Source organism: Cognatundibacterium griseum, assembly GCF_014284195.1.
Taxonomy (GTDB): Bacteria; Pseudomonadota; Gammaproteobacteria; order Burkholderiales; family Burkholderiaceae_D; genus Undibacterium; species Undibacterium griseum.
In genome coordinates, this window is the sequence record NZ_JACOGC010000005.1 from 52,614 (window position 1) to 72,511 (window position 19,898).

A 19,898-nucleotide genomic window follows, 5' to 3' on the forward strand; every position below is an offset into this window, starting at 1 on the left:
ATCCAGGCCGCCAGCTTCCTGCCGCTGGCGTCATCATGCATGGATGTACCGCCTCCACATCAAGCGTCACGTCATGGCTTTTTTTCAGACCCGGACTGAGCCGACCTGCTGTACAAATCAATGATGGTGCTGATTGCATCGCTGCAAACGTCACAGAACTTGTCACTGCGATCAAACATGATGCATTGCTGCGCAGGTCGATAGTAACCAGTCGCCTCGTAATTAGCCCCCTCAAATGCACCTGTCTCATGCTGATGTGGCGCCTGTGAAAACAACTGATTGGTGAATTTCAGGTCTTCTTTGAACAAGGCGCTCATTTCTGCTTCAGGCCGGTTTTCGGCACGCAGCTTTGCTCTGATTTTCTGATACTCACGCGAACGGGCTTCGTATTCCTGCTTTGGCCAGGGCGTCGGGATTGGCGTTCCGGCTTTGATTTTGTCTTTCCACTTTATATTTGCCGGATCTGCCAGTGCCGTCGCATTCGGCTCCCAGGGTTCAGGTTTCGCCGCGTTTGGCTGATATGCCACCGGTGACGTGTAGTACTCGTCTGCCAGACCGGCGAAATGATGACCGAATTCATGGACAAACAGATAGTCCGCCCATTCATTACCCGCTGCTGCAGTACTGAATTGTCCAAAGATACCGCCGCCGCCATAAGTCGGGTTATTGACCAGAATTTCAATGAATTCGTAAGGTGCATTTTGCGCAATCTCGCGCAATGCACGGTTATCGGTCGCCAGCACATAACGCTCACTGCCAAAGATATCGTAACGGGTGCCTAACACCGAGGCATGATATTGCCCGGTCGATGGCCGCGAAACGCCAGATTCGGCCGTCGGCGCAGCGATCGCCCAGACGTTGAAATCCTTTTGCCTTTCATGAAACGGCGACACAGCAAACAGATGTTTTGACAAGCGCTTGGCATCAGCAATAAATTTTGGCATCTCTTTCGCGGTATACCCATCCCCCACTATCAGCAAATCCACTTTATCCGGCGATGGTCCGCTGACATGAATCGCGACTGGCTTTAATCCTGACGGCATCTGCTTGCGAATCACATCCTGTCCATCCGTATCCACATCGATACTCCAGATCGTTCTGAACTTATTGTGCTCATCCCGTTTCTGAACATTGATATGCACAGGACGGTCTGGTTTGGGAAAGCGCAAAGATTCCTGAAAACTGCGGCTCAGCTTCGCCGCTTCATCCGTACTGCTCCACTCCCCGAAAACTGTTGAAAAACCGCGCGAATACAGCAGCTCACCAGATTTCGCATCCAGCACCTCGAATCGGTTCACGCCGCGATTCGTGTCATCCACATTGCGTGATAAATTTCCCGGCCAAGGCAACGGCTCAATCACCACCCGCTCAATCGCATACTGCTCTGATTTGGCATCACCTGAGTGCTGATAATCCAATCTGACGGTTGCCGGCTGTGCAGCATACGCACAGGAAGTCAGCCACCAAACCAAAGCAATACCGGTTTTTATCTTCTTGATATTCATTATCACTTCCTTTTTTTTTATCAATAATACGGCCGCATTATTCCGCCACGCTGACTTATTGCAATCATATTATTTTATTCAATACAATCAAATCGATTTGAGCCTGGTTGCCTCATTCTGATTTATACAATGACTGTTATCGTCGTCACTCCACAAATCCATCAAGTTAACATAAGTCAACTCGCATTCAACCAAAGAGAAGTTTAACTATGGTGATGACAATAAAAATGATTGACGGGAATGGTTTCACGGTCGGGAAACTCATTCAATGCCCATGACGATTGTTCTGGATGAGAGTAACATGTTTCATCAAAGCACTTGTGTGACTGGGGCAAAACCGTAAATAGTGAATTGATTGTGATTATGCGATTTCTTTAGAAAAAAAACAGGTCTTATATGAATTCAATTTTCCCTGAACAGAGTAATCAGACGTTTGTTGGCTGCCAAAGATGCAAAGATGACCAACTACTCGGTTTTGACATTGCCTTCGCTTACCAACCAATCGTTGATCTGGGCAGCCGCTCCATATACGCGCACGAGGCCTTGGTGCGTGGGCCCAATGGCGAGTCTGCTTTTTCGGTCCTATCCCAAGTGACAGACGCCAATAGATACGTTTTCGACCAAGCATGCCGCGTAGAAGCCATCCGAGGGGCAGCCGAACTAGGATTAAAGGAGTTGTTATCAATTAACTTTCTACCAAATGCTGTCTATCAACCGGCGGCTTGCATTCGCAGTACTTTCGAAGCGGCGCAACGTTATAAATTTCCGATAGAGCGCATCATTTTTGAAGTAACCGAAGGAGAACGGGTGCAGGATCGTCCGCACCTAGTCAACATCTTTCGTGAATACAGTCGCTTCGGTTTTCGTACTGCAATTGACGATTTCGGTGCTGGCTATGCTGGCTTGAACCTATTGACAGAGTATCAACCAGACATTGTAAAAATAGACATGGAATTAGTACGCAACATCGATGAGAGTAAACCCAAGCAGGCAATCGTCAAGGGCATCGTGGCGATCTGCGCCGAGTTGGGTGTACGATTGTTGGCCGAGGGTATTGAGACCATGGCTGAACGCGACTTCCTGCGCAATGCCGGCATTGAGTTGATGCAAGGATATTTCTTTTGTAGACCGGCGTTTAGGGCTATAGGTGTATTTGATCCCAAAGTTTGGGATTAAATATTATTGACAATATTGAAGATTTATATCATTCCATGAATCGATAAATTTAACTTTTTAAACAACATAGTTGCGCAAGCGTGCTCACTGGAAGATTTTATGAACTCAACTGATTTGCCTAAGATTTTCCCGGATTTCCAGAGCGCAGGGGATTATGTATTGGATTTTTTAAAACGACGTATAGGCTTCGGACTTTGGATGATTACTCGTACCGAAGGTGACGATTGGATCATTTTGCAAAGAGAAGGGGATGGGATAAATCCAAATACGGTTTTACGCTGGAGCGATTCAATATGCTTTGAAATGGTTAAAGATAATGGACCTCATGTTGCTCCCGATATTTCTGCAGTAGCAGCTTATGAAAACAGACCAATAGTACGTCAGTTGCCGATAAAAGCATACATCGGAGTGCCGCTAACGCTTGCTGACGGCAGAATATTCGGAACCTTATGCGCCATTGACCCGCAACGTCAACCCTCCGAAATTGTGAACGAAACTCCCTTGATCAAACTAATGGGAGCCTTTCTCAGTACAATCTTGAACAACGAGCTAAAACTAGCGGAGCAGCGGCGTCTGAGTGAGCGATTAAAATTAGACGCCCACACAGATGCGTTGACAGGACTCGCAAACCGCCGAGCTTGGGATGAATTTTTGAGCGGCGAAGAAGATCGCTGCAAGCGATATGGTCATTCAGCTGCAGTTTTTTCTGTAGACCTCGACGATCTTAAGTATGTCAACGATATGGACGGACATGCTGCCGGTGACGTCTTGCTACAATTGACAGCAGAAGCGCTACGATCAGCAACGCGCGAGGTGGACATGGTCGCTCGGCTGGGAGGAGATGAGTTCGGGATAATCGCCATTGAATGTGATCAGGTCGGTGCTGAGTTGCTACGACAACGGTTGCTTACGAACCTAACTGAACGAGGAGTGCGAGCTTCTGTAGGAATGGCAATGCGTAACTATTTGCATGATTTGACAGAGGCTTGGACGCATGCCGATCAAAATATGTATAGTCTCAAGAAACATCGATAAGGGGTGGCACTGAACACCTCAAAGGCTCAAGTCAAACTGCGGCGCTCTACGGAAGTAGAAAACAGGTGCCAAAGATGTTCTATATCAAGCACAGTAGTGACCGGTTCGAATATCGTCCAATGGGAAAAGCATGTGCAGCAGGTCAAACGACGCCGGCTTCTGCTCAAGCACAGGCAGCAGGAAATTTTATTAACACCTGTCCGAATGCCAAGATTGCGGAGGTAAGAAATACCTCGCCGTATGAGCCGATCACTCAGGATCTATTGGATGAATCGAAGAAGAACTGCAAGGCGAGTCAGTAAAGTCAGTAAACATTGTTTGTAGCAAGCAGATTGTTCTATCTATTCTTGAATAACATCACGACCGGCGTGCATTCTGGTCGTGATTGCTTTTTTGCATATGCTGGTTGTATTTTTTATGCTAACGGCGAACTCAAGCAAAACCGAAGAAAGTATAAAATTGTTCTCACAAACTGGAATTGAAAGCTGCGCAGCCCCAGGCTGAGAAATTTCAATCTTTACCAATGGAAGCCAGCAAGAAATGACATATTGGGCGAACCAGAAAAATAAAAAGCCATTGAAAATCAAGGGCTTATCATTTTATTTTGGCGGAAGCTGTGAGATTCGAACTCACGAAGGCTTTGACACCTCGCCAGTTTTCAAGACTGGTGCATTCAACCGCTCTGCCAAGCTTCCGAGCCGCATATTATAATGCATTCTTATTAGTGGGGCAAGTCAAGCTGATTGAAGCTTCGCATTTATTCGTCACATCCGCTTTGGGATAGTCGGTGAAAATTGAAGTGCCATGTTTCGCAGTATCAGGATTCATTCAGAAAAATTTCAGAGAAATATTTGCTGCAAATCATTGAGAAATAATTGTCCAATCGGCGTTGGCAGGATTTTTAAATGGTCGCGTTGAATCAATTGCTTTGCTTCTGCCTGCTGTAATTTTTTCTCAATAGAATTCAGCAATAAACCCGTACGTTCCTGAAACAAATGCACCGGGAAACCCTGGTTCAGACGCAAGGCATTCAGCATAAATTCAAACGGTAAGTCATGTTTGCTGATTTCTGCCGACTCCTGCGTTGCATTTCCTTTCATCGCCGCATCCATATAGGCTTTGGGTTGTTTGTATTTCATCTGACGCACAATTCTGTGTGGAAAAGACAGTTTGGAGTGCGCGCCGGCGCCAATGCCCAGATAGTCACCAAAATTCCAGTAATTCAGATTGTGGCGTGCCTCCCTTCCAGGTCTGGCATAAGCGGAAACTTCATAATGCGTATAACCGGCATCAGCCATCGACTGGTGAATCAAATCCTGCATTTCAGCGCTCAGATCATCGTCGGGAATCGCTGGCGGATATTTGGCAAAATATGTATTGGGTTCCAGCGTCAGATGATACAGCGACAAATGCGGCGGAGCGAACGACTGCGCGGTCGCAATATCCTGCCTGACTTCTGCCAGTGTCTGCCCTGGCAAGGCAAACATCAGATCCAGATTAAAATTTTCAAAATGGGTCTGTGCAATATCTATCGCACGTCTGGCCTGATCGCCATCATGAATTCGCCCCAAAGCAGACAAATGCCCCGAATGAAAACTCTGAATACCGATCGATAATCGGTTGATCCCGCTGTTCCGGAAAGCGCGGAATTTTTCTGCCTCAAAGGTTCCCGGATTCGCTTCCAGCGTAATTTCGGCAGCACTGTCTAAAGGAAGCAGGCTGCGGATATCCGACATCATCCGGTCAATGCCTGCGGCTGATAACAGGCTTGGGGTACCGCCCCCAATAAAGATAGTGTAAATTTTTCTCCCCCAGATCAGCGGCAAAGATGCCTCCAGATCTGTGCGCAGGGCATTCAGGTAGGCTTCTTCATCAAAACTGCCCTTCACTTCATGCGAATTGAAATCACAATATGGGCATTTTTTGACGCACCAAGGGAAATGCACATACAGAGACAACGGTGGTAAAGCGTTTAAATGCAGGTCACCGGGCGTCAGGAACTGGCTGGTAACAAGCTGGGGAATATCTGACAAACTGGTTGCCTGCTGTACTGATTCCGTTTGTGGTGATAAAGGTTTAATCGGAATCATTTTAATTTTTCAAACAGGGCTTTTAATGCTTGCCCGCGATGCGATTTCTGATTTTTTTGCTCTGGTGTTAATTGTGCGACAGTCATTCCCAATTCCGGAATCAGGAAATACGGATCATAGCCAAATCCGCCGCTCCCCCTCGGCTGATCGAGGATTTCACCTTTCCAGACACCGTCTGCAATCACTGGCTGCGGATCATTTTCTGAGCGAACCAAAACCAGTACGCAGTAGTAATAAGCAGTTTTATCGGTTTCGGATTGCAGTGCCGCAACCAGTTTCTGATTATTCCTGTCATCTGATTTCGGCTCTCCCGCAAATCTGGCAGACAATACGCCAGGTGCACCGCGCAGCGCATTCACGCAAATGCCTGAATCATCCGCCAATGCAGGCAAGCCCGTCAGTTTTGCCGCATGACGCGCTTTAGTTAGCGCATTCTCGATAAACGTACCATACGGCTCTTCTGCTTCCGGAACCTGAAATTCTGACTGTGCGTGCAGCTCTATTCCCAACGGCGAAAGTATTTGATAAAACTCTTTCAGCTTTCCCTGATTATTGGAGGCTAATACAATTTTTCTGCTCATGATGCTGTTCAGTTTCCGAGTAAGCCGAGTACCTGTTTTTGCAAATCAATCAGATCGCTGATGCCATTCTGCGCCAGATCCAGTAACTGATTTATCGTGTTGCGATCAAATGCCGCACCTTCCGCCGTGCCCTGCACTTCGATAAAATGACCTGCCTCAGTCATGACCACGTTCATATCGGTATCGCAACCGGAATCCTCAACGTAATTCAGATCCAGCACAGCTTGCCCCTGATATACCCCGACCGATACCGCCGCCACAAAATGCCGCAATGGTACCTGTCCGATAAGCCCACGCGCTTTCAACTGAGAAAAGGCATCGTAAGCGGCGACCATGGCGCCCGTAATCGATGCTGTGCGTGTTCCGCCATCCGCCTGAATCACGTCGCAATCCAGATGCAGCGTCCGCTCGCCAAAGGCTTCCAGATCAAAGGCGGCTCTTAAAGAGCGTCCAATCAGGCGCTGGATTTCCTGAGTACGTCCAGACTGCTTCCCTTTCGCGGCTTCACGATCCATGCGCGTATGCGTTGAACGCGGCAACATGCCGTATTCTGCAGTCAACCATCCCTGCCCTTTGCCTTTCAAAAAACCGGGCACTTTATCTTCGATGCTGGCGGTGCAGATAACCTGCGTGTCACCAAATTCAATCAATACGGAGCCTTCAGCGTGTTTCGTGAAATGGCGGCTGATCACGATGGGACGCAAAGCATCCGTTGCGCGCCCATCAGGGCGTTGGGTAATAGACATAAATTTTAAGTTTTTGAAGTAATACGGGAAGACTTGTGAATGGCATTGCGTATTTCAGCAATGGCTTTTTCAATCTCGGCATCGTTGAACATATCCGGCTCACCATTTTCAACCGGAATATCCGGATCAATCTGGGCCTGAATCGTCGTGGTGATAGAGCCGATTGGCAAGGTGTTGGTGGAAATAATGGATGAGTCCTCAAGGCGGTCATCTCCTTCCCACATCATGGCAAGCGCTGTCGTATTGTCACTCTGTTTGCCGGCAATACTGACGGCAGAACGAATCAGTTCAGGAATCGCACGGACAATCGTATTTTCGTGCAGTTTTTGCGCCAGCATATAATCTGGCAACATCGACCACAAACCATCAGAGCACAATAAAATCAGGTCGCCCGGTTGCAATGCCGCACGGCGGGATAATTCAACAATCGGGGAATTCGGCGCACCGAGACAATTGAACAGCTTGTTCCGGTCAGGATGCGTATGGCGCTCAGCCGGATCTACTTTTCCCTGCGTAATCAGCGTTTCAAGCCGGGAATGGTCTTTGGTACGCAACAGGATCTGCCCCTGGCGCATCCAGTACAAACGGGAGTCACCGCAATGCGCCCAGTATGCGTAACCATTCTGAATCAGGCAGGCGACAATGGTGGTTCTCGGTGTTTCAGGGAGATTATTCATCGCCCGGTAGCGATGGATTTCCTGATGCGCGGCTAAAAAACTATCTTCGAGAAAACGTTCCGGACGCGCAATGAATGGCTGCGCCTGCTGCTGGAATAAAGATCCGATCGTCTGCATAGCGATCGCCGCAGCCATTTCTCCCAGAATATGTCCGCCCATGCCGTCTGCCAGCAGCAGCAAAATAGCATCACGGGTAAAGCTGTACCCCATCCGGTCCTGATTGACTTTACGACCGCCGATGTGGCTCTCTTGATAAACGGAAAAACGCATGGATAATCAGACTGAAAACAATGGGGTCAAATTAAAAATTTCAGGATAATGATCTTTACAGTCATCCCGTACAACGGGAACCTCAATCTCATTTCAGTTCAGAGTGCTTTCCTGTATGGTTGTGTGATCGCCATCCTGTCTTTTCTTTTTGTCCCGGCGGAACAATGATGATACAGCGATCCTGGCTTTTTCCAGCATGCCTGGTTCGGGTTGAGGCTGCGCCTTGGTTGCCAGTGCTTTTTGCAGCGCAAAAACACTTTGCGGACGTTCAAGCGGATCCATCTTCAGGCACCAGCGGACCACTTCGATCAGCTCGGGCGAATACATCCCTTCCAATTTACGATAATGCGCCTCCATTTTATCCTGCGTCTTGCGCTGATCGGAGGGTTGCGGCGGAGCGCCTATCATACAGGCAAATATAGAAGCGCCTATGCTGTAAATATCCGTCCACGGTCCCAGATTTCCATTTTTTTGATATAGCTCAGGTGCGGCAAAGCCAGGAGTATACATGGGGTACAACTTGGGGATATCCGTTTTCAAAGTCTGGCGGGCAGCGCCAAAGTCGAGCAAAATCGGTGTTCCATCCAGGCGCAGATAAATATTCGCAGGTTTCAGATCAAGGTGAAGCAGTTTATTAGTATGCACTTCACGCAAACCGTTCATCACCTGATTGAACATCCTCCGGATAAAACGTTCTGACACTAGCGGCTTTTCGCCTTTATCGCGCCGGCGCAGGATGTGTTCCTGCAAAGAGCGGCCAGACTCGTATGCCATGACCATGTAAACAGTTTCGTTGGCGCGGAAGAAATTGATAACGCTCACAACGTTCGGGTGAGAAATACGCGCCAGTGCCCGTCCTTCCTCAAAAAAACATTTCAACCCGATCCGGTAAATCGGCAAATTTTCATTGGAAATAGCGGGAACCAGTTCCCCTTGCTGGCGCAGTGCGAGCGAGCTCGGCAGGTATTCCTTGATTGCCACCGCATTTCCATCTTCATCCGTCGCCAGATAAACGATACTAAAGCCACCGGAGGCAATTTTCTTTACAATGCGGTATCCGGCAATCTCCAGCCCATCTGGTAAAGGTGCGTTGTTTTGTGCGGCCATTGCTGTTCCAATCCTTTAGACAAGGGGGATTGTGTTGATAATTGGGGTATTTGTAAAGACTATATCTTGTTTTACAACAACTGCTTTCAATGCCTCTCCACTCTGGTCACTCATAAAATATTACACAAATTTCCAAAGGATACATTTTGAGTATTTACAGTATGACTGGTTATGCTACCAGCACCCGGGAAACCGAAGCGGGAACCATGACAATTGAAATCAAGAGCGTGAATTCCCGCTTCCTTGATCTGCAGTTCCGCATCAACGATGATTTCCGTTCTGTAGAAAATCTGTTCCGGGAAACCGTCTCACGGCGCGTCGTCAGGGGAAAAGTTGAATGCCGCTTCAGCTTTGGCAAAAAAAATAATGAAAATAACAATAAAGCACTCAGTCAATCCCTGCTGACGCAACTGGCCGCATTCCAGCAGGCACTGCAAGACCAGTTTCCACAGGCAACGCCATTGAGCGTGAATGAACTGCTGCGCTGGCCCGGGGTGATTGAAGAGGCTGAAATCAACACCGAACATTTGCAGCAGGCGATCAGCCAGACTATCCAGCAGACGCTTGATCAATTCATCATCAGCCGTGAGCGCGAAGGCGCGGCACTGGAGCAGGTTTTATTAAACTGCATCACCGCAATGGAAGCCATCGTCGAAAAAATCCGGCCATTGCTACCGCAGGTCTTGCAGCAGTTCCAGCAAAAATCCATTACTCGCCTTGAAGAAGCATTAGGATTAGCCTCCCTCGACGGTAACTCAGCCGCCATTTCGCGCGAAGAAGCGATGGACCGGATCCGGCAGGAAGTGACGCTGTACGGCATCCGCATTGATGTCGCAGAGGAGCTGTCCCGCTTGTCTGCTCACCTGACGGAAACCCGGCACATCTTGCAAAAAGGCGGGCAAGTCGGAAAACGCCTTGATTTCATGATGCAGGAACTCAATCGTGAAGCAAACACGCTGGGCTCCAAGGCAGCGCTGAAAGAACTCGCAGACGCCTCAATGGATTTAAAACTGTTGATAGAACAAATGCGTGAACAAGTGCAGAATCTTGAATAAGCGCGTACATTTGCTTATACTCCCGCCGATATTTTAACGGCGGAAATATTCCCCAATCCAGAGAAAGCGGACCATCCGGCCATTTTTCGCCGGAAACTATCGTTCCTCAAAGGTTACCTATGCTTCCCATCACTTCCACGCCCGGCAGTCTCTTTATTGTCGCTGCACCATCCGGCGCCGGCAAATCGACACTGGTCAATGCATTACTGAGCCAGGAACCGCAAATCAAGCTCTCCATTTCATACACCACACGCCCGCCCCGGCCTGGTGAGCAGAATGGCCGCGAATATCATTTCACCACCCCGGAAGACTTCCTGGCCAGAAAAGCGCAGGGAGAATTTCTGGAATCTGCCGAAGTACATGGCAATTATTACGGCACTTCCCGTCTGCAGATTGAAAAACAGATGCGTGCAGGCACCGATGTGCTGCTCGAAATCGACTGGCAGGGTGCGCAGCAGGTGCGCAAGCAGTTTCCGGATGCAGTTGGAATATTTATTCTCCCGCCATCGATTCCCGCACTCGAAGAACGTCTGAAGAAGCGCGGTCAGGACGAACCGCACATCATTACACGCCGGATTCTGGCGGCAGGCGGCGAAATGGCGCACTCTCCGGAGTTCGAGTATGTTATTATTAATCAAGATTTTGCCACTGCGCTCTCAGAGTTAAACGCGATTGTCAAAGCAACACGATGCCGCTTCACCCAGCAATCTGCCCGTAACAGCGCACTGTTTGCACAGCTCGGCATACATGCGAACCCCAATTAATTCATCCATATCAGTCATTAGGAAACATCATGGCACGTATTACTATTGAAGACTCTCTGAAACAGATCCCTAACCGCTTCCAGCTGACTTTGTGTGCGACTTACCGTGCACGCCAGCTGCTGCAAGGCCATACGCCGAAGGTGGAGTCCAAAGACAAGCCAACCGTGATCGCACTGCGTGAAATCGCGCAAGGTAAAGTCGGTATTGAAATGCTCAAGAAAGTCCCTGTTTAATCTGGCTGTAACCGAAGTACCGCATAGTATTACTGGCCGGGAGTCGCATCATGAACGTCGCCGAATCTGCTCCGTCGTTGACTGCCACTCCGGCTGCACCGGTGACTGCGTCTGCCGATCCGGATGCAGCTGAGGGTAACACCGCAAAGTCTGCCGCCCGTAGCTCTAAAAAATCCGTATCCGTTAGCTCCCCCGCTTCACCTTCTTCTCAATCTTCGTCTCCCATTGTTGGCGTTGCTTCAACCAGTGCGCTCAGCGCCCGGCTGGCAGAATATATGTCGCCGGCTGATCTGAAACTGGTCAAGGAAGCATATCGTTTTTCTGATGAAATGCACCTGGGGCAGGTCCGTAAATCCGGCGAACCTTATATCTCGCACCCGATCGCGGTTGCAGAAATCTGCGCTGAATGGAAGCTGGATGTGCAGGCCATCATGGCTGCGTTGCTGCATGATGTGATGGAAGATCAGGATGTCCAGAAGGAAGAACTGATTGAACGCTTTGGCGCGCCCGTCGCCACGCTGGTCGACGGTTTATCGAAACTGGAAAAAATTGAGTTCCAGAGCCAGATTGAAGCGCAGGCCGAAAATTTCCGCAAGATGCTGCTGGCGATGGCGCGCGATGTGCGGGTGATTCTGGTCAAGCTGGCCGACCGGTTGCACAATATGCGCACGCTGGCAGTCATGTCGCCGGAAAAAAAACGTCGCATATCACGGGAAACCATGGATGTGTATGTTCCGATTGCACACCGTCTCGGGCTCAATAATATTTACCGGGAACTGCAGGATCTCGCATTTTCACATCTCTACCCGATGCGCTACCGGACGCTGTCCAAAGCAGTCAAGGCAGCGCGCGGTAACCGGCGTGAAGTCGTCAATAAAATTCTGGAAGCAGTTAAAATTGCGCTGAAAGAAGCCGATATCCGCGCAGAAGTCTATGGTCGCGAAAAGACGCTGTACGGTATTTACCGGAAAATGCATGACAAACACCTGAGTTTTTCTCAGGTACTGGATGTCTATGGCTTTCGCATCGTGGTCGACAATTTCCGCGAAAGTTACTATGCGCTGGGAGCGCTGCATGCGCTGTACAAGCCTATGCCGGGCAAGTTCAAGGATTACATTGCGATTCCGAAAACGAACGGCTACCAGTCACTGCACACCACGCTGATCGGCCCTTACGGCACCCCGGTTGAATTTCAGATCCGCACTCAGGATATGCACCGCGTCGCCGAATCTGGCGTGGCCGCACACTGGCTGTATAAAGATGACGATGGCAGTCTGACCGATCTGCAGCAGCGCACCCATGCCTGGCTGCAGTCGCTGCTGGATATTCAGAAGCAGACTGGTGACTCGGCTGAATTCCTGGAGCATGTCAAAGTTGATCTGTTTCCCGATTCAGTCTATGTATTCACACCAAAATCCAAGATTATTGCCCTCCCGCGCGGAGCGACAGCATTGGACTTCGCCTACAGCATCCATACCGACATCGGGGATCAGGCGATCGCTACCCGCATCAATCATGAACCGGTACCACTCCGCTCTGAACTGAAAAACGGCGATATCGTCGAAATCATCACTTCGCCCAATTCACGACCGACACCCAACTGGCTGACCTATGTGCGTACCGGTAAAGCGCGCTCCGCAATCCGGCACTATCTGCGGACCATCAATCTGAGCGAATCCACCGAACTCGGCAAACAATTGCTGGCGCAGGCGATGGTAGCGGTCAGCCTGAACCCGGAATTGCCGACCACACTGATCGACAAATTGCTGAATGAATCGACTGCCAAATCGATGGATGAAATCTATACCGATATCGGCATCGGCAAACGCATGGCGGCACTGGTGGCACGCCACATTCTGGATCTGGTTGAGGATGATGCACCCTTCCCATTCCAGCAATTCGGAGACAAACACGCTTACAAACGTGATCCGGTCATCATTTACGGCAGCGAAGGTTTATCGGTGCAACTGGCTCCCTGTTGCCTGCCGATTCCCGGCGACGGCATTGTCGGCCAGCTGAAACGCGATCAGGGGCTGGTGGTACACAGCGACGACTGCGAACATGCGAAACGCCTGCACATTAAAGAACCCGATCGCTGGATTGATGTGACCTGGGGGGAAGAACTCAATCGCAGTTTTGACACCCGGATCGAGGTCACCGTGACCAATGAACGCGGCGCGCTGGCAAGGATTGCCGCTGAAATCGGCGAATCGGAAGCCAATATCAGCCATGTCAACATGGAAGATGGCGATGCCAACGACATGACCCATATCCACTTCACGATACAAGTTGAAGACCGCGCCCACCTCGCCCGCATCATGCGCAACATCAAGCACTTAAGCGGCGTGTCACGCATTCTGCGTGAACGGGGCTGAAGTCTGCTACCCGGTCAGGTCAGACCATCAACAATATACTCCCCTCGCTTTTAAGAAAAAACACCCTGATGCCCTGAAGAACAAAGGGCGTTTAAATATACTCCCGGGGAGTATATTTAAATGACTGGATACCATCCTCTCAGCATCGGCTCACAGATAGCCTCGCAACACTTAATGCAGACTTTTGTGCATTCTTCTCAAGCCCCACCAGACAGCCAGCGCAATCACAGGAATCAGCAAACCTGTCAGCAGATCTGGATTGATATTAACGCCCAAAGCTTTGAGTCCCTTCCCGGCGTAGGAAAATAATCCGGCCACGTAATAACTGATTGCCGCTACCGACAAACCTTCGACCGCCTGCTGCAAACGCAATTGCTGGGCTGCGCGCTGATTCATGCTTTGCAGAATTTTCCGGTTCTGCTGTTCCTGCACGATGCCGACACGGGTGCGCAGCAGATCATTGGTATGTGCGACCCTCGCCGCCAACGCCTCCTGCCTTCGCACAATCGCTTCGCAGGTGTGCATGGCCGGAGCCAGCCGCCGCTCCATAAATTCAGCAATCGTCGGAATTCCTTCAATCCGACTTTCGCGCAACTCCTCAATCCGCGCATTCACCAGACTGAAATAAGCTTTCGATGCGGAAAAGCGATAGCTGTTTTCCAGTGCCAGCTTTTCGATCCGGGCTGCCAGATCAATGATTTCCCGCAGCATTTTCTGCTCGGCATCCGTATCACTCAATTCGCCTTGCTGACCGCTCGCGACTGTCATCGCAGCAGTCAGCTGCACCAGTTCGTTCTCAATCGCACTGAGTACCGGCGCAGCGGCCTGCGCCTGCGGCAAACCGAGCAATGCCATCATGCGGTAAGTTTCAATTTCCAGAATACGTTGTATTGTCCGGCCCGGCTGCTGATCCAGAAAATCCTGATCACATACGATGAAACGGCTGAAGCCATCCGCCTGAATCAGGAAATCGGTCCAGACCTCACCACGCTCAATCACCTTGCTGCCGACCAGCACTCCTCCTTCGAACACACCGTGCAGCAGATTTGCCGGTCCGGCCCAGAATTTGGTCGCGGAAATCAACGCCACATGCGCCGCCACCATCACTTTCCCTTCCAGGGAAGCCAGCCATTGCTGCGGAACATGGCGCAACGGCACCTGATCGAAAATCCGGTCAACCTGCTTTAATGAGGGCGCCGCTTCAGCTCCGGATTCATCCGCATTATCCAGAAAGCTGTAGGTGGCAAATTCAGTATGACATTCCCACTTCAGCCGGAAGCGCCCAAAATCATGGAAAAAATATTTGGCACCGGCAGCCGGAGCGGCAACACCGAAATGCGTGCAAAAATCCGTCAGGATCGACAGTTGCTGCGACAGATTATCTGTACCACCTTCCCCCTCGCCCGGCGTGAAAATCGCAAAATGGGTCAGCAATTCGGGAGAGCGCAGACGCAACGATGGACGGGAATGAATCTCCGCTGCCAGCGGTATGCGCAAAGGATGATTGATATGCGTGTAATTCAGCGCCATGATGATCCGTTTCAAAATGAGAAATCAGCCCGGATAACTCACATCCAGTATCGTCAGTTCATCGGTTCCCAGCGGAGTTTTCAGCGTCACCACATCGCCGATGCGTGCTTTCGTCAGTGCCCGGGCGACTGGCGAAATCCAGCTGATTTTTCCCTGCAAAGGATCAAATTCATCCACGCCGACAATCGTCACACGCATCTCTTCTCCTTGCAGATTTTCATAAACCACGGTCGCTCCAAAGAAAATCTGATCTGATCCATGATGGACGCGCGGATCAACCACCTCTGCGATATCCAGACGCGTGCTCAGAAAGCGGATACGGCGGTCAATCTCACGCAAACGACGTTTACCGTAAATATAGTCGCCATTCTCAGAGCGATCGCCATTCGACGCTGCCCAGGAAACGATATTCACCACTTCAGGTCGCGCCACGTCAATCAGATGCAGAAACTCATCTTTCATGCGCTGATGTCCCTCCGGGGTCATGTAATTTTTGGAACCGGCCGGTATGGGCGGCGCGCCGGCTTCCTCATCCTCGTCCGCTTCCGTTTCTTTGATAAATGCTTTGCTCATGTTGATATTTTATCGGAGTCCGTCAAATTTATGAGTATCTTCTCACCACCACAATGTCATCCCTTATAAAATAAGCGATAAGGCGGCACCGATCAACGCGTGCAGCAACCGGCATGACCCGATCAGGATTGTTCACGCACCCTGTTGCGTCAAAACACTGCTGATCTGAAACAGAAATGGACCAGGCATGAATGAATATGCATCAATAAAAATCATTATTGCAGACGACTGCGCCATCGTCAGGGAAGGAATTAAAAGTATTATCGCAACAACCAGCGACATGACATTAACAGGTGAAGCCGGCTCAGGGGGTGAAGCGATTCGCCTGTCACGCCAAACGGATTACCAGGTTTTATTGCTGGATATTGCGCTGGCGGATAAAAATGGCATTGAAGTGCTGAAACAGATTAAAACAGAAAATTCCGCCATTCAGGTTCTCATGTTTTCGCACTATCGTGAAGATCAGTATGCCATACGTTGCCTGAAAGCCGGCGCATCGGGTTATCTGAATAAAAACTGCGCGATTACCGAATTACTGACGGCAATCCGGCAGGTGGCCGGCGGACTGAAATATATCGGTCCTCAGCTGGCGCAGGCACTGGCCAACAACCTGAATCAGGAACACGAAGACGAGCCGCACAAAACCTTGTCAGACCGAGAATTTCAGACCATGACAATGATCGCTTCCGGCAAATCTGTGAGCGACATTGCCAAAGAACTATCTTTATCCGTCAAAACCATCAGCGAATACCGTTCCAGAATTTTGCTGAAGATGAAATTGCGGCACAATGCAGAACTGACACATTATGCGATTAAAAATCAGCTTGTTGATTAATTCGATTCACGATGAATGGCAGGGCAACCATGTCCAATAAAATCCCACCTTCGCAATCCAAAAGCCCGACTGACATTGCCCGGGAAACCTTCCGCCAGCTCGCTATTCAGCGTATTGCGCCGACACCGGATGCCTATCGCAAACTGTATAACGAAATTGCCGGCATCCCGGATGAAAATCCGGCGACGGACACAGATACGACACAGCATGCAGACAACGGGCAAACAGAAAAAACCGTCTCCGAAGCTGAAAACCTGTTGAGCAGTTTTGCTGCCAGCCTGCAAAACTCGAATAGTGATTTATCCACCTTTGGACATCGTTTCAGCCGTGCCGTCAAAACAGGCAACTGGGAAGATTATGCCAAAGGTCTGGAACTGCTGACCCAGCACATCACCAACAGTAACAGTCCGGCAGCTTCCGGCACGGCAAATTCTGCTAACATCACGCCCCCTGTTTCTGCTGCGGTTTCCAGTGTGGCCGCTGCCGGCATATCGCTGGTCGATGCGCCGGCAGAAGACCCGCGCCAAAAACTGCTGAAAGATTTACTTTACCGGACGCTGACGCTGGCGCTGAGTTCTCTGCTGAAGCCCAATCCACCGCTGGCCAGCGAATCCGAAGCATTGGGACTCGCCGTCAGGGATGCCGACACCGAAGCAGCATTAAATCAGGTCGGCAGCCGTCTGAAGCAGCTTTGCTTTCAGATTGAACTGCAAAGTGGTGACAGCGCCGAACAGCATGAATTGCTGTTGCGTCTGTTCGATCTGCTGCTGACGAATATTCACGATCTGCTGGACAACGACAACTGGCTGCGCGGCCAGATAGAGGTCGTGCAAAACCTGATTTCCGGTCCAATCGACCACCGCGCATTGCAGGAAGCAACCCGCAGCCTGAAAGACGTCATTTACAAACAGGGTGTCCTGAAAAACAGCATTGCCGAATCCAAGACCTCCGTCAAAAACATGATGGAAGCCTTCATCGACAGGCTCAACACCATGGCGGCCAGCACCGGTGCCTACCAACAAAAAATGGATGCCTATGCCGGCAAAATCAGCGCGGCGCGCGATGCGAATGAAGTCACCAACCTGATCAGTCATATCCTGGCGGAAACCAGAGTCGTCCAAAATGAAACCATGCGCTCACGCGACATCATCATCGCGGCGCAGAAAGAAGTAACTGAAGCCGAGACCAGGATCAAGGAACTGGAAAACAAACTGGCGCACATGAGCGAACTCGTGCGCGAAGACCAGCTGACCGGCAGTCTGAACCGGCGCGGCATGGAAGATATTTTTGAACGGGAGGCAGACCGTGCCGACCGGCGTAATACACCGCTCTGCATCGCATTGCTGGATCTCGATAATTTCAAAAAACTGAATGACACCCACGGCCATTCGGCCGGGGACGAAGCGCTGGTGCATCTGGTCAGGATCGTGAAGCAAACCCTGCGCTCGATCGACGTCATTGCCCGTTACGGCGGCGAAGAATTTGTCATCATCATGCCGGAAACCGGCCTGGACGAAGCAGCACAGGCAATGACCCGCGTACAACGCGAGCTGACCAGACACTTCTTCACTGCGAACGACCAGCGCCTGTTCATCACATTCAGCGCCGGGGTTGCCATGCGCGCGCCAAGAGAACCTCAGGAAGTCTTACTGAAACGCGCAGACAAAGCCATGTATGAAGCTAAACAAACGGGTAAAAACCGGGTGGTGAAGGCCATATGAACAACGTCTTTCGATAAGCTTACTCCAACACCGCCCAGGCACAGTAAGGTTGATTCGGATCTCGCCGTAATCTGAGCTGATTTAATCCTATCGTTTCCATCAGGGCCAAGGTCTCCCCAGGGAAGCGCGGACAATTCAGTTCATCAAATACCAGCAACGACCCTTTAACCAGTCGCGGCAATATTTGCTGTAAAACATCTTTAGTCGGTTGATAAACATCCATATCAAAAATTGCCATAGAAATCACAGCATGCGGATTAGCTACCAACCAGTTTTTGATGGTAAGTGAGGCGTCGCCTTTAATCAGTTCAAATTTTTTAATATGGCTGATCGGTGATAAACTCTCATGCAGGTTAAGGATTTCCTCCAGTTGTTCTGCATAATCATCCATGCTGGAATAATCTCCTTTGGCGACAGCAACACCATCCTTTTCGTGCGGAGATTCAAAACCGGCAAAGGTATCAAAGCCAATGATTTTCCTGGAGTAGTTATACGGTTCGATAATTGCGCGCAAATTCGACAGCAGTGCCAGTGATGCTCCCCATTGCACGCCAAATTCGCAAATAATACCCGGCACATCCTTAATCAAGGAATACAGTTGATTGAAGTATAAAATCCGTGACAGTGAAATCCGCTTAATAAACAAATTGGAATGCAGATTCCAGTGTGGCCCCATGTGTGGGACAATCTCGTCGCGCAATACCTGCAAACGCTCATCCGAATTCTTTTCCAATTCACTACGATTTAAGGATTCACCGAGATTTGTTTTCATGTCGCACACTCAAAGGATGGATAAAGCCGGGGTAGCTCTGATAGAAAATATTTTTCTTGTCACCTGTCGGACACCCCGCCTCCAGAAATCCGGGGTACGCCAGATCAGAAATTCTGATCTGCGCAGTCCACCTGACTTTCCCTGACATATTTGGCAGACTTCGATGCAACATCATTTGCTTGAACAAAATGAGATCGCCAGGATCAGCCTCCACCGTTACAGGGGCAGATGTAACATCCTCATCAATCGATAAATCCCGTTGCAAAAACTGACGCTGCTCTTCAATTGCCTTGTCGGATATTTTTTTGTAAGGATGGATCCCAACCTGATGACTTCGGGGTATTAATTGCACAGTTCCGTGCTGCTCATCAACTCGGCTGAACGGTATCCAGGCTGTCACAGCATTAACGGAGCCAAGCAAATAGAGTGTATCTTGATGCCAGTCAAATAAATGTTTTACATCGTGTGGGCGGTCATAGCGCATATTGCAACACCCCATCAGTACGGGTAATGTCACACCCAGCTCCCGACATGCTGCAAGTAAGTCGAGATTCCCTGACAACCGACTGAGACAAGGTAAATAATGCAGGCGGTCATAGAGTTGTGACTGTTTTTCCGGAGTCATTATCTCTGGTTGATAGGTATCAAAATCAAACTCTTTTCCAATGATGAATTGACCGATTTGATTAATTTCCTGCCTGACTTCATGGAATAAATCGGTATTAAAAAATTGAGGCAAAATAATATAGCCATTTTCCTCAAAGAATTCTTTTTGTGAGATATCCATGTTTTACCCTACTTTTTCATCCTGGTATTGAATTGCGGAATAAAGCACTATCAATCTATCCGGTGC

Annotated in this window: 19 protein-coding genes and 1 tRNA gene; 9 read left to right on the top strand and 11 right to left on the bottom strand. The window is 49.7% G+C overall.

The window, feature by feature from the left end:
• Positions 1 to 71 precede the first annotated feature (71 nt).
• Positions 72 to 1,505 carry an IgA Peptidase M64 gene (locus tag H8K27_RS12520; protein ID WP_186863530.1) on the bottom strand — a complete coding sequence of 478 codons (1,434 nt, stop codon included), beginning with the start codon at positions 1,503 to 1,505 and terminating at the stop codon, positions 72 to 74.
• 396 nt (positions 1,506 to 1,901) lie between these two features.
• Between H8K27_RS12520 and H8K27_RS12525 the strand changes: the two genes are divergently transcribed.
• The 3 genes from H8K27_RS12525 to H8K27_RS12535 all read left to right on the top strand — a co-directional run bounded on the left by H8K27_RS12525 (position 1,902) and on the right by H8K27_RS12535 (position 4,018).
• Entirely contained in the window at positions 1,902 to 2,681 is a 780-nt protein-coding gene (locus H8K27_RS12525) for an EAL domain-containing protein (protein ID WP_186863531.1), read from the top strand.
• A 99-nt stretch (positions 2,682 to 2,780) separates the two neighbouring features.
• On the top strand, positions 2,781 to 3,716 hold the full coding sequence (locus H8K27_RS12530) for a sensor domain-containing diguanylate cyclase (protein WP_186863532.1): 936 nt from the start codon (positions 2,781 to 2,783) through the stop codon (positions 3,714 to 3,716).
• 74 nt (positions 3,717 to 3,790) lie between these two features.
• On the top strand, positions 3,791 to 4,018 hold the full coding sequence (locus H8K27_RS12535; protein WP_186863533.1) for a hypothetical protein: 228 nt from the start codon (positions 3,791 to 3,793) through the stop codon (positions 4,016 to 4,018).
• A gap of 303 nt (positions 4,019 to 4,321) precedes the next feature.
• Here H8K27_RS12535 and H8K27_RS12540 read toward each other — a convergent pair.
• The 6 genes from H8K27_RS12540 to H8K27_RS12565 form a co-directional block, all read right to left on the bottom strand.
• Positions 4,322 to 4,411: transfer RNA gene (locus tag H8K27_RS12540), tRNA-Ser, on the bottom strand.
• A 144-nt stretch (positions 4,412 to 4,555) separates the two neighbouring features.
• A complete protein-coding gene (gene hemW / locus H8K27_RS12545; RefSeq protein WP_186863534.1) occupies positions 4,556 to 5,806 on the bottom strand; it encodes a radical SAM family heme chaperone HemW in 1,251 nt (416 codons plus the stop codon).
• Positions 5,803 to 6,387 (bottom strand): RdgB/HAM1 family non-canonical purine NTP pyrophosphatase, encoded by a 585-nt coding sequence (rdgB, locus tag H8K27_RS12550; protein WP_186863535.1) that lies wholly within the window; start codon positions 6,385 to 6,387, stop codon positions 5,803 to 5,805. Before rdgB ends, hemW begins: the two co-directional genes overlap by 4 nt.
• Positions 6,388 to 6,395: 8 nt before the next feature.
• Positions 6,396 to 7,133 carry a ribonuclease PH gene (gene rph, locus H8K27_RS12555; protein WP_186863536.1) on the bottom strand — a complete coding sequence of 246 codons (738 nt, stop codon included), beginning with the start codon at positions 7,131 to 7,133 and terminating at the stop codon, positions 6,396 to 6,398.
• 5 nt (positions 7,134 to 7,138) lie between these two features.
• Positions 7,139 to 8,080 (bottom strand): PP2C family protein-serine/threonine phosphatase, encoded by a 942-nt coding sequence (locus H8K27_RS12560; RefSeq protein ID WP_186863537.1) that lies wholly within the window; start codon positions 8,078 to 8,080, stop codon positions 7,139 to 7,141.
• Between the two features lie 93 nt (positions 8,081 to 8,173).
• Positions 8,174 to 9,187, bottom strand: coding sequence for a serine/threonine protein kinase (locus H8K27_RS12565; RefSeq protein ID WP_186863538.1), 1,014 nt, complete (start codon positions 9,185 to 9,187; stop codon positions 8,174 to 8,176).
• A 146-nt stretch (positions 9,188 to 9,333) separates the two neighbouring features.
• Here H8K27_RS12565 and H8K27_RS12570 point away from each other — a divergent pair, with 146 nt between their 5' ends.
• From H8K27_RS12570 to H8K27_RS12585, 4 genes are all read left to right on the top strand, one after another.
• Positions 9,334 to 10,242, top strand: a complete 909-nt coding sequence (locus H8K27_RS12570; protein WP_230419277.1) for a YicC/YloC family endoribonuclease — start codon at positions 9,334 to 9,336, stop codon at positions 10,240 to 10,242.
• Positions 10,243 to 10,361: 119 nt separating this feature from the next.
• Positions 10,362 to 11,006 (top strand): guanylate kinase, encoded by a 645-nt coding sequence (gmk, locus tag H8K27_RS12575; RefSeq protein WP_186863539.1) that lies wholly within the window; start codon positions 10,362 to 10,364, stop codon positions 11,004 to 11,006.
• 29 nt (positions 11,007 to 11,035) lie between these two features.
• Entirely contained in the window at positions 11,036 to 11,239 is a 204-nt protein-coding gene (rpoZ, locus tag H8K27_RS12580) for a DNA-directed RNA polymerase subunit omega (RefSeq protein ID WP_176803801.1), read from the top strand.
• 50 nt (positions 11,240 to 11,289) lie between these two features.
• The gene (locus tag H8K27_RS12585) at positions 11,290 to 13,614 is read left to right on the top strand and encodes a RelA/SpoT family protein (protein ID WP_186863540.1); all 2,325 of its coding nucleotides are present in this window, start codon (positions 11,290 to 11,292) and stop codon (positions 13,612 to 13,614) included.
• Positions 13,615 to 13,785: 171 nt separating this feature from the next.
• Here H8K27_RS12585 and H8K27_RS12590 read toward each other — a convergent pair whose 3' ends face one another.
• Both H8K27_RS12590 and greB read right to left on the bottom strand, forming a co-directional pair.
• Complete coding sequence (locus H8K27_RS12590) at positions 13,786 to 15,144, bottom strand: DUF3422 family protein (RefSeq protein ID WP_186863541.1); 1,359 nt, start codon at positions 15,142 to 15,144, stop codon at positions 13,786 to 13,788.
• Between the two features lie 24 nt (positions 15,145 to 15,168).
• On the bottom strand, positions 15,169 to 15,717 hold the full coding sequence (gene greB / locus H8K27_RS12595) for a transcription elongation factor GreB (RefSeq protein WP_186863542.1): 549 nt from the start codon (positions 15,715 to 15,717) through the stop codon (positions 15,169 to 15,171).
• A 187-nt stretch (positions 15,718 to 15,904) separates the two neighbouring features.
• Here greB and H8K27_RS12600 point away from each other — a divergent pair, with 187 nt between their 5' ends.
• A complete protein-coding gene (locus H8K27_RS12600; protein WP_186863543.1) occupies positions 15,905 to 16,552 on the top strand; it encodes a response regulator in 648 nt (215 codons plus the stop codon).
• Positions 16,553 to 16,581: 29 nt separating this feature from the next.
• Positions 16,582 to 18,273, top strand: a complete 1,692-nt coding sequence (locus H8K27_RS12605) for a GGDEF domain-containing protein (protein ID WP_186863544.1) — start codon at positions 16,582 to 16,584, stop codon at positions 18,271 to 18,273.
• A gap of 19 nt (positions 18,274 to 18,292) precedes the next feature.
• Here H8K27_RS12605 and H8K27_RS12610 read toward each other — a convergent pair whose 3' ends face one another.
• Both H8K27_RS12610 and H8K27_RS12615 read right to left on the bottom strand, forming a co-directional pair.
• Positions 18,293 to 19,045, bottom strand: coding sequence for a TylF/MycF/NovP-related O-methyltransferase (locus tag H8K27_RS12610; protein ID WP_186863545.1), 753 nt, complete (start codon positions 19,043 to 19,045; stop codon positions 18,293 to 18,295).
• Positions 19,026 to 19,832 carry a phytanoyl-CoA dioxygenase family protein gene (locus H8K27_RS12615; protein ID WP_186863546.1) on the bottom strand — a complete coding sequence of 269 codons (807 nt, stop codon included), beginning with the start codon at positions 19,830 to 19,832 and terminating at the stop codon, positions 19,026 to 19,028. Before H8K27_RS12615 ends, H8K27_RS12610 begins: the two co-directional genes overlap by 20 nt.
• Positions 19,833 to 19,898 lie beyond the last annotated feature (66 nt).

Bases quoted from the DNA above. Each gene is read 5' to 3' on its own strand.
- H8K27_RS12615 (WP_186863546.1), bottom strand. From the start codon at position 19,832: ATGGATATCTCACAAAAAGAATTCTTTGAGGAAAATGGCTATATTATT.
- H8K27_RS12610 (WP_186863545.1), bottom strand. From the start codon at position 19,045: ATGAAAACAAATCTCGGTGAATCCTTAAATCGTAGTGAATTGGAAAAG.
- H8K27_RS12565 (WP_186863538.1), bottom strand. From the start codon at position 9,187: ATGGCCGCACAAAACAACGCACCTTTACCAGATGGGCTGGAGATTGCC.
- rpoZ (WP_176803801.1), top strand. From the start codon at position 11,036: ATGGCACGTATTACTATTGAAGACTCTCTGAAACAGATCCCTAACCGC.
- H8K27_RS12535 (WP_186863533.1), top strand. From the start codon at position 3,791: ATGTTCTATATCAAGCACAGTAGTGACCGGTTCGAATATCGTCCAATG.
- H8K27_RS12560 (WP_186863537.1), bottom strand. From the start codon at position 8,080: ATGCGTTTTTCCGTTTATCAAGAGAGCCACATCGGCGGTCGTAAAGTC.
- hemW (WP_186863534.1), bottom strand. From the start codon at position 5,806: ATGATTCCGATTAAACCTTTATCACCACAAACGGAATCAGTACAGCAG.
- H8K27_RS12525 (WP_186863531.1), top strand. From the start codon at position 1,902: ATGAATTCAATTTTCCCTGAACAGAGTAATCAGACGTTTGTTGGCTGC.
- greB (WP_186863542.1), bottom strand. From the start codon at position 15,717: ATGAGCAAAGCATTTATCAAAGAAACGGAAGCGGACGAGGATGAGGAA.
- H8K27_RS12600 (WP_186863543.1), top strand. From the start codon at position 15,905: ATGAATGAATATGCATCAATAAAAATCATTATTGCAGACGACTGCGCC.
- gmk (WP_186863539.1), top strand. From the start codon at position 10,362: ATGCTTCCCATCACTTCCACGCCCGGCAGTCTCTTTATTGTCGCTGCA.
- H8K27_RS12590 (WP_186863541.1), bottom strand. From the start codon at position 15,144: ATGGCGCTGAATTACACGCATATCAATCATCCTTTGCGCATACCGCTG.
- H8K27_RS12605 (WP_186863544.1), top strand. From the start codon at position 16,582: ATGTCCAATAAAATCCCACCTTCGCAATCCAAAAGCCCGACTGACATT.
- H8K27_RS12520 (WP_186863530.1), bottom strand. From the start codon at position 1,505: ATGAATATCAAGAAGATAAAAACCGGTATTGCTTTGGTTTGGTGGCTG.
- H8K27_RS12530 (WP_186863532.1), top strand. From the start codon at position 2,781: ATGAACTCAACTGATTTGCCTAAGATTTTCCCGGATTTCCAGAGCGCA.
- H8K27_RS12585 (WP_186863540.1), top strand. From the start codon at position 11,290: ATGAACGTCGCCGAATCTGCTCCGTCGTTGACTGCCACTCCGGCTGCA.
- rdgB (WP_186863535.1), bottom strand. From the start codon at position 6,387: ATGAGCAGAAAAATTGTATTAGCCTCCAATAATCAGGGAAAGCTGAAA.
- rph (WP_186863536.1), bottom strand. From the start codon at position 7,133: ATGTCTATTACCCAACGCCCTGATGGGCGCGCAACGGATGCTTTGCGT.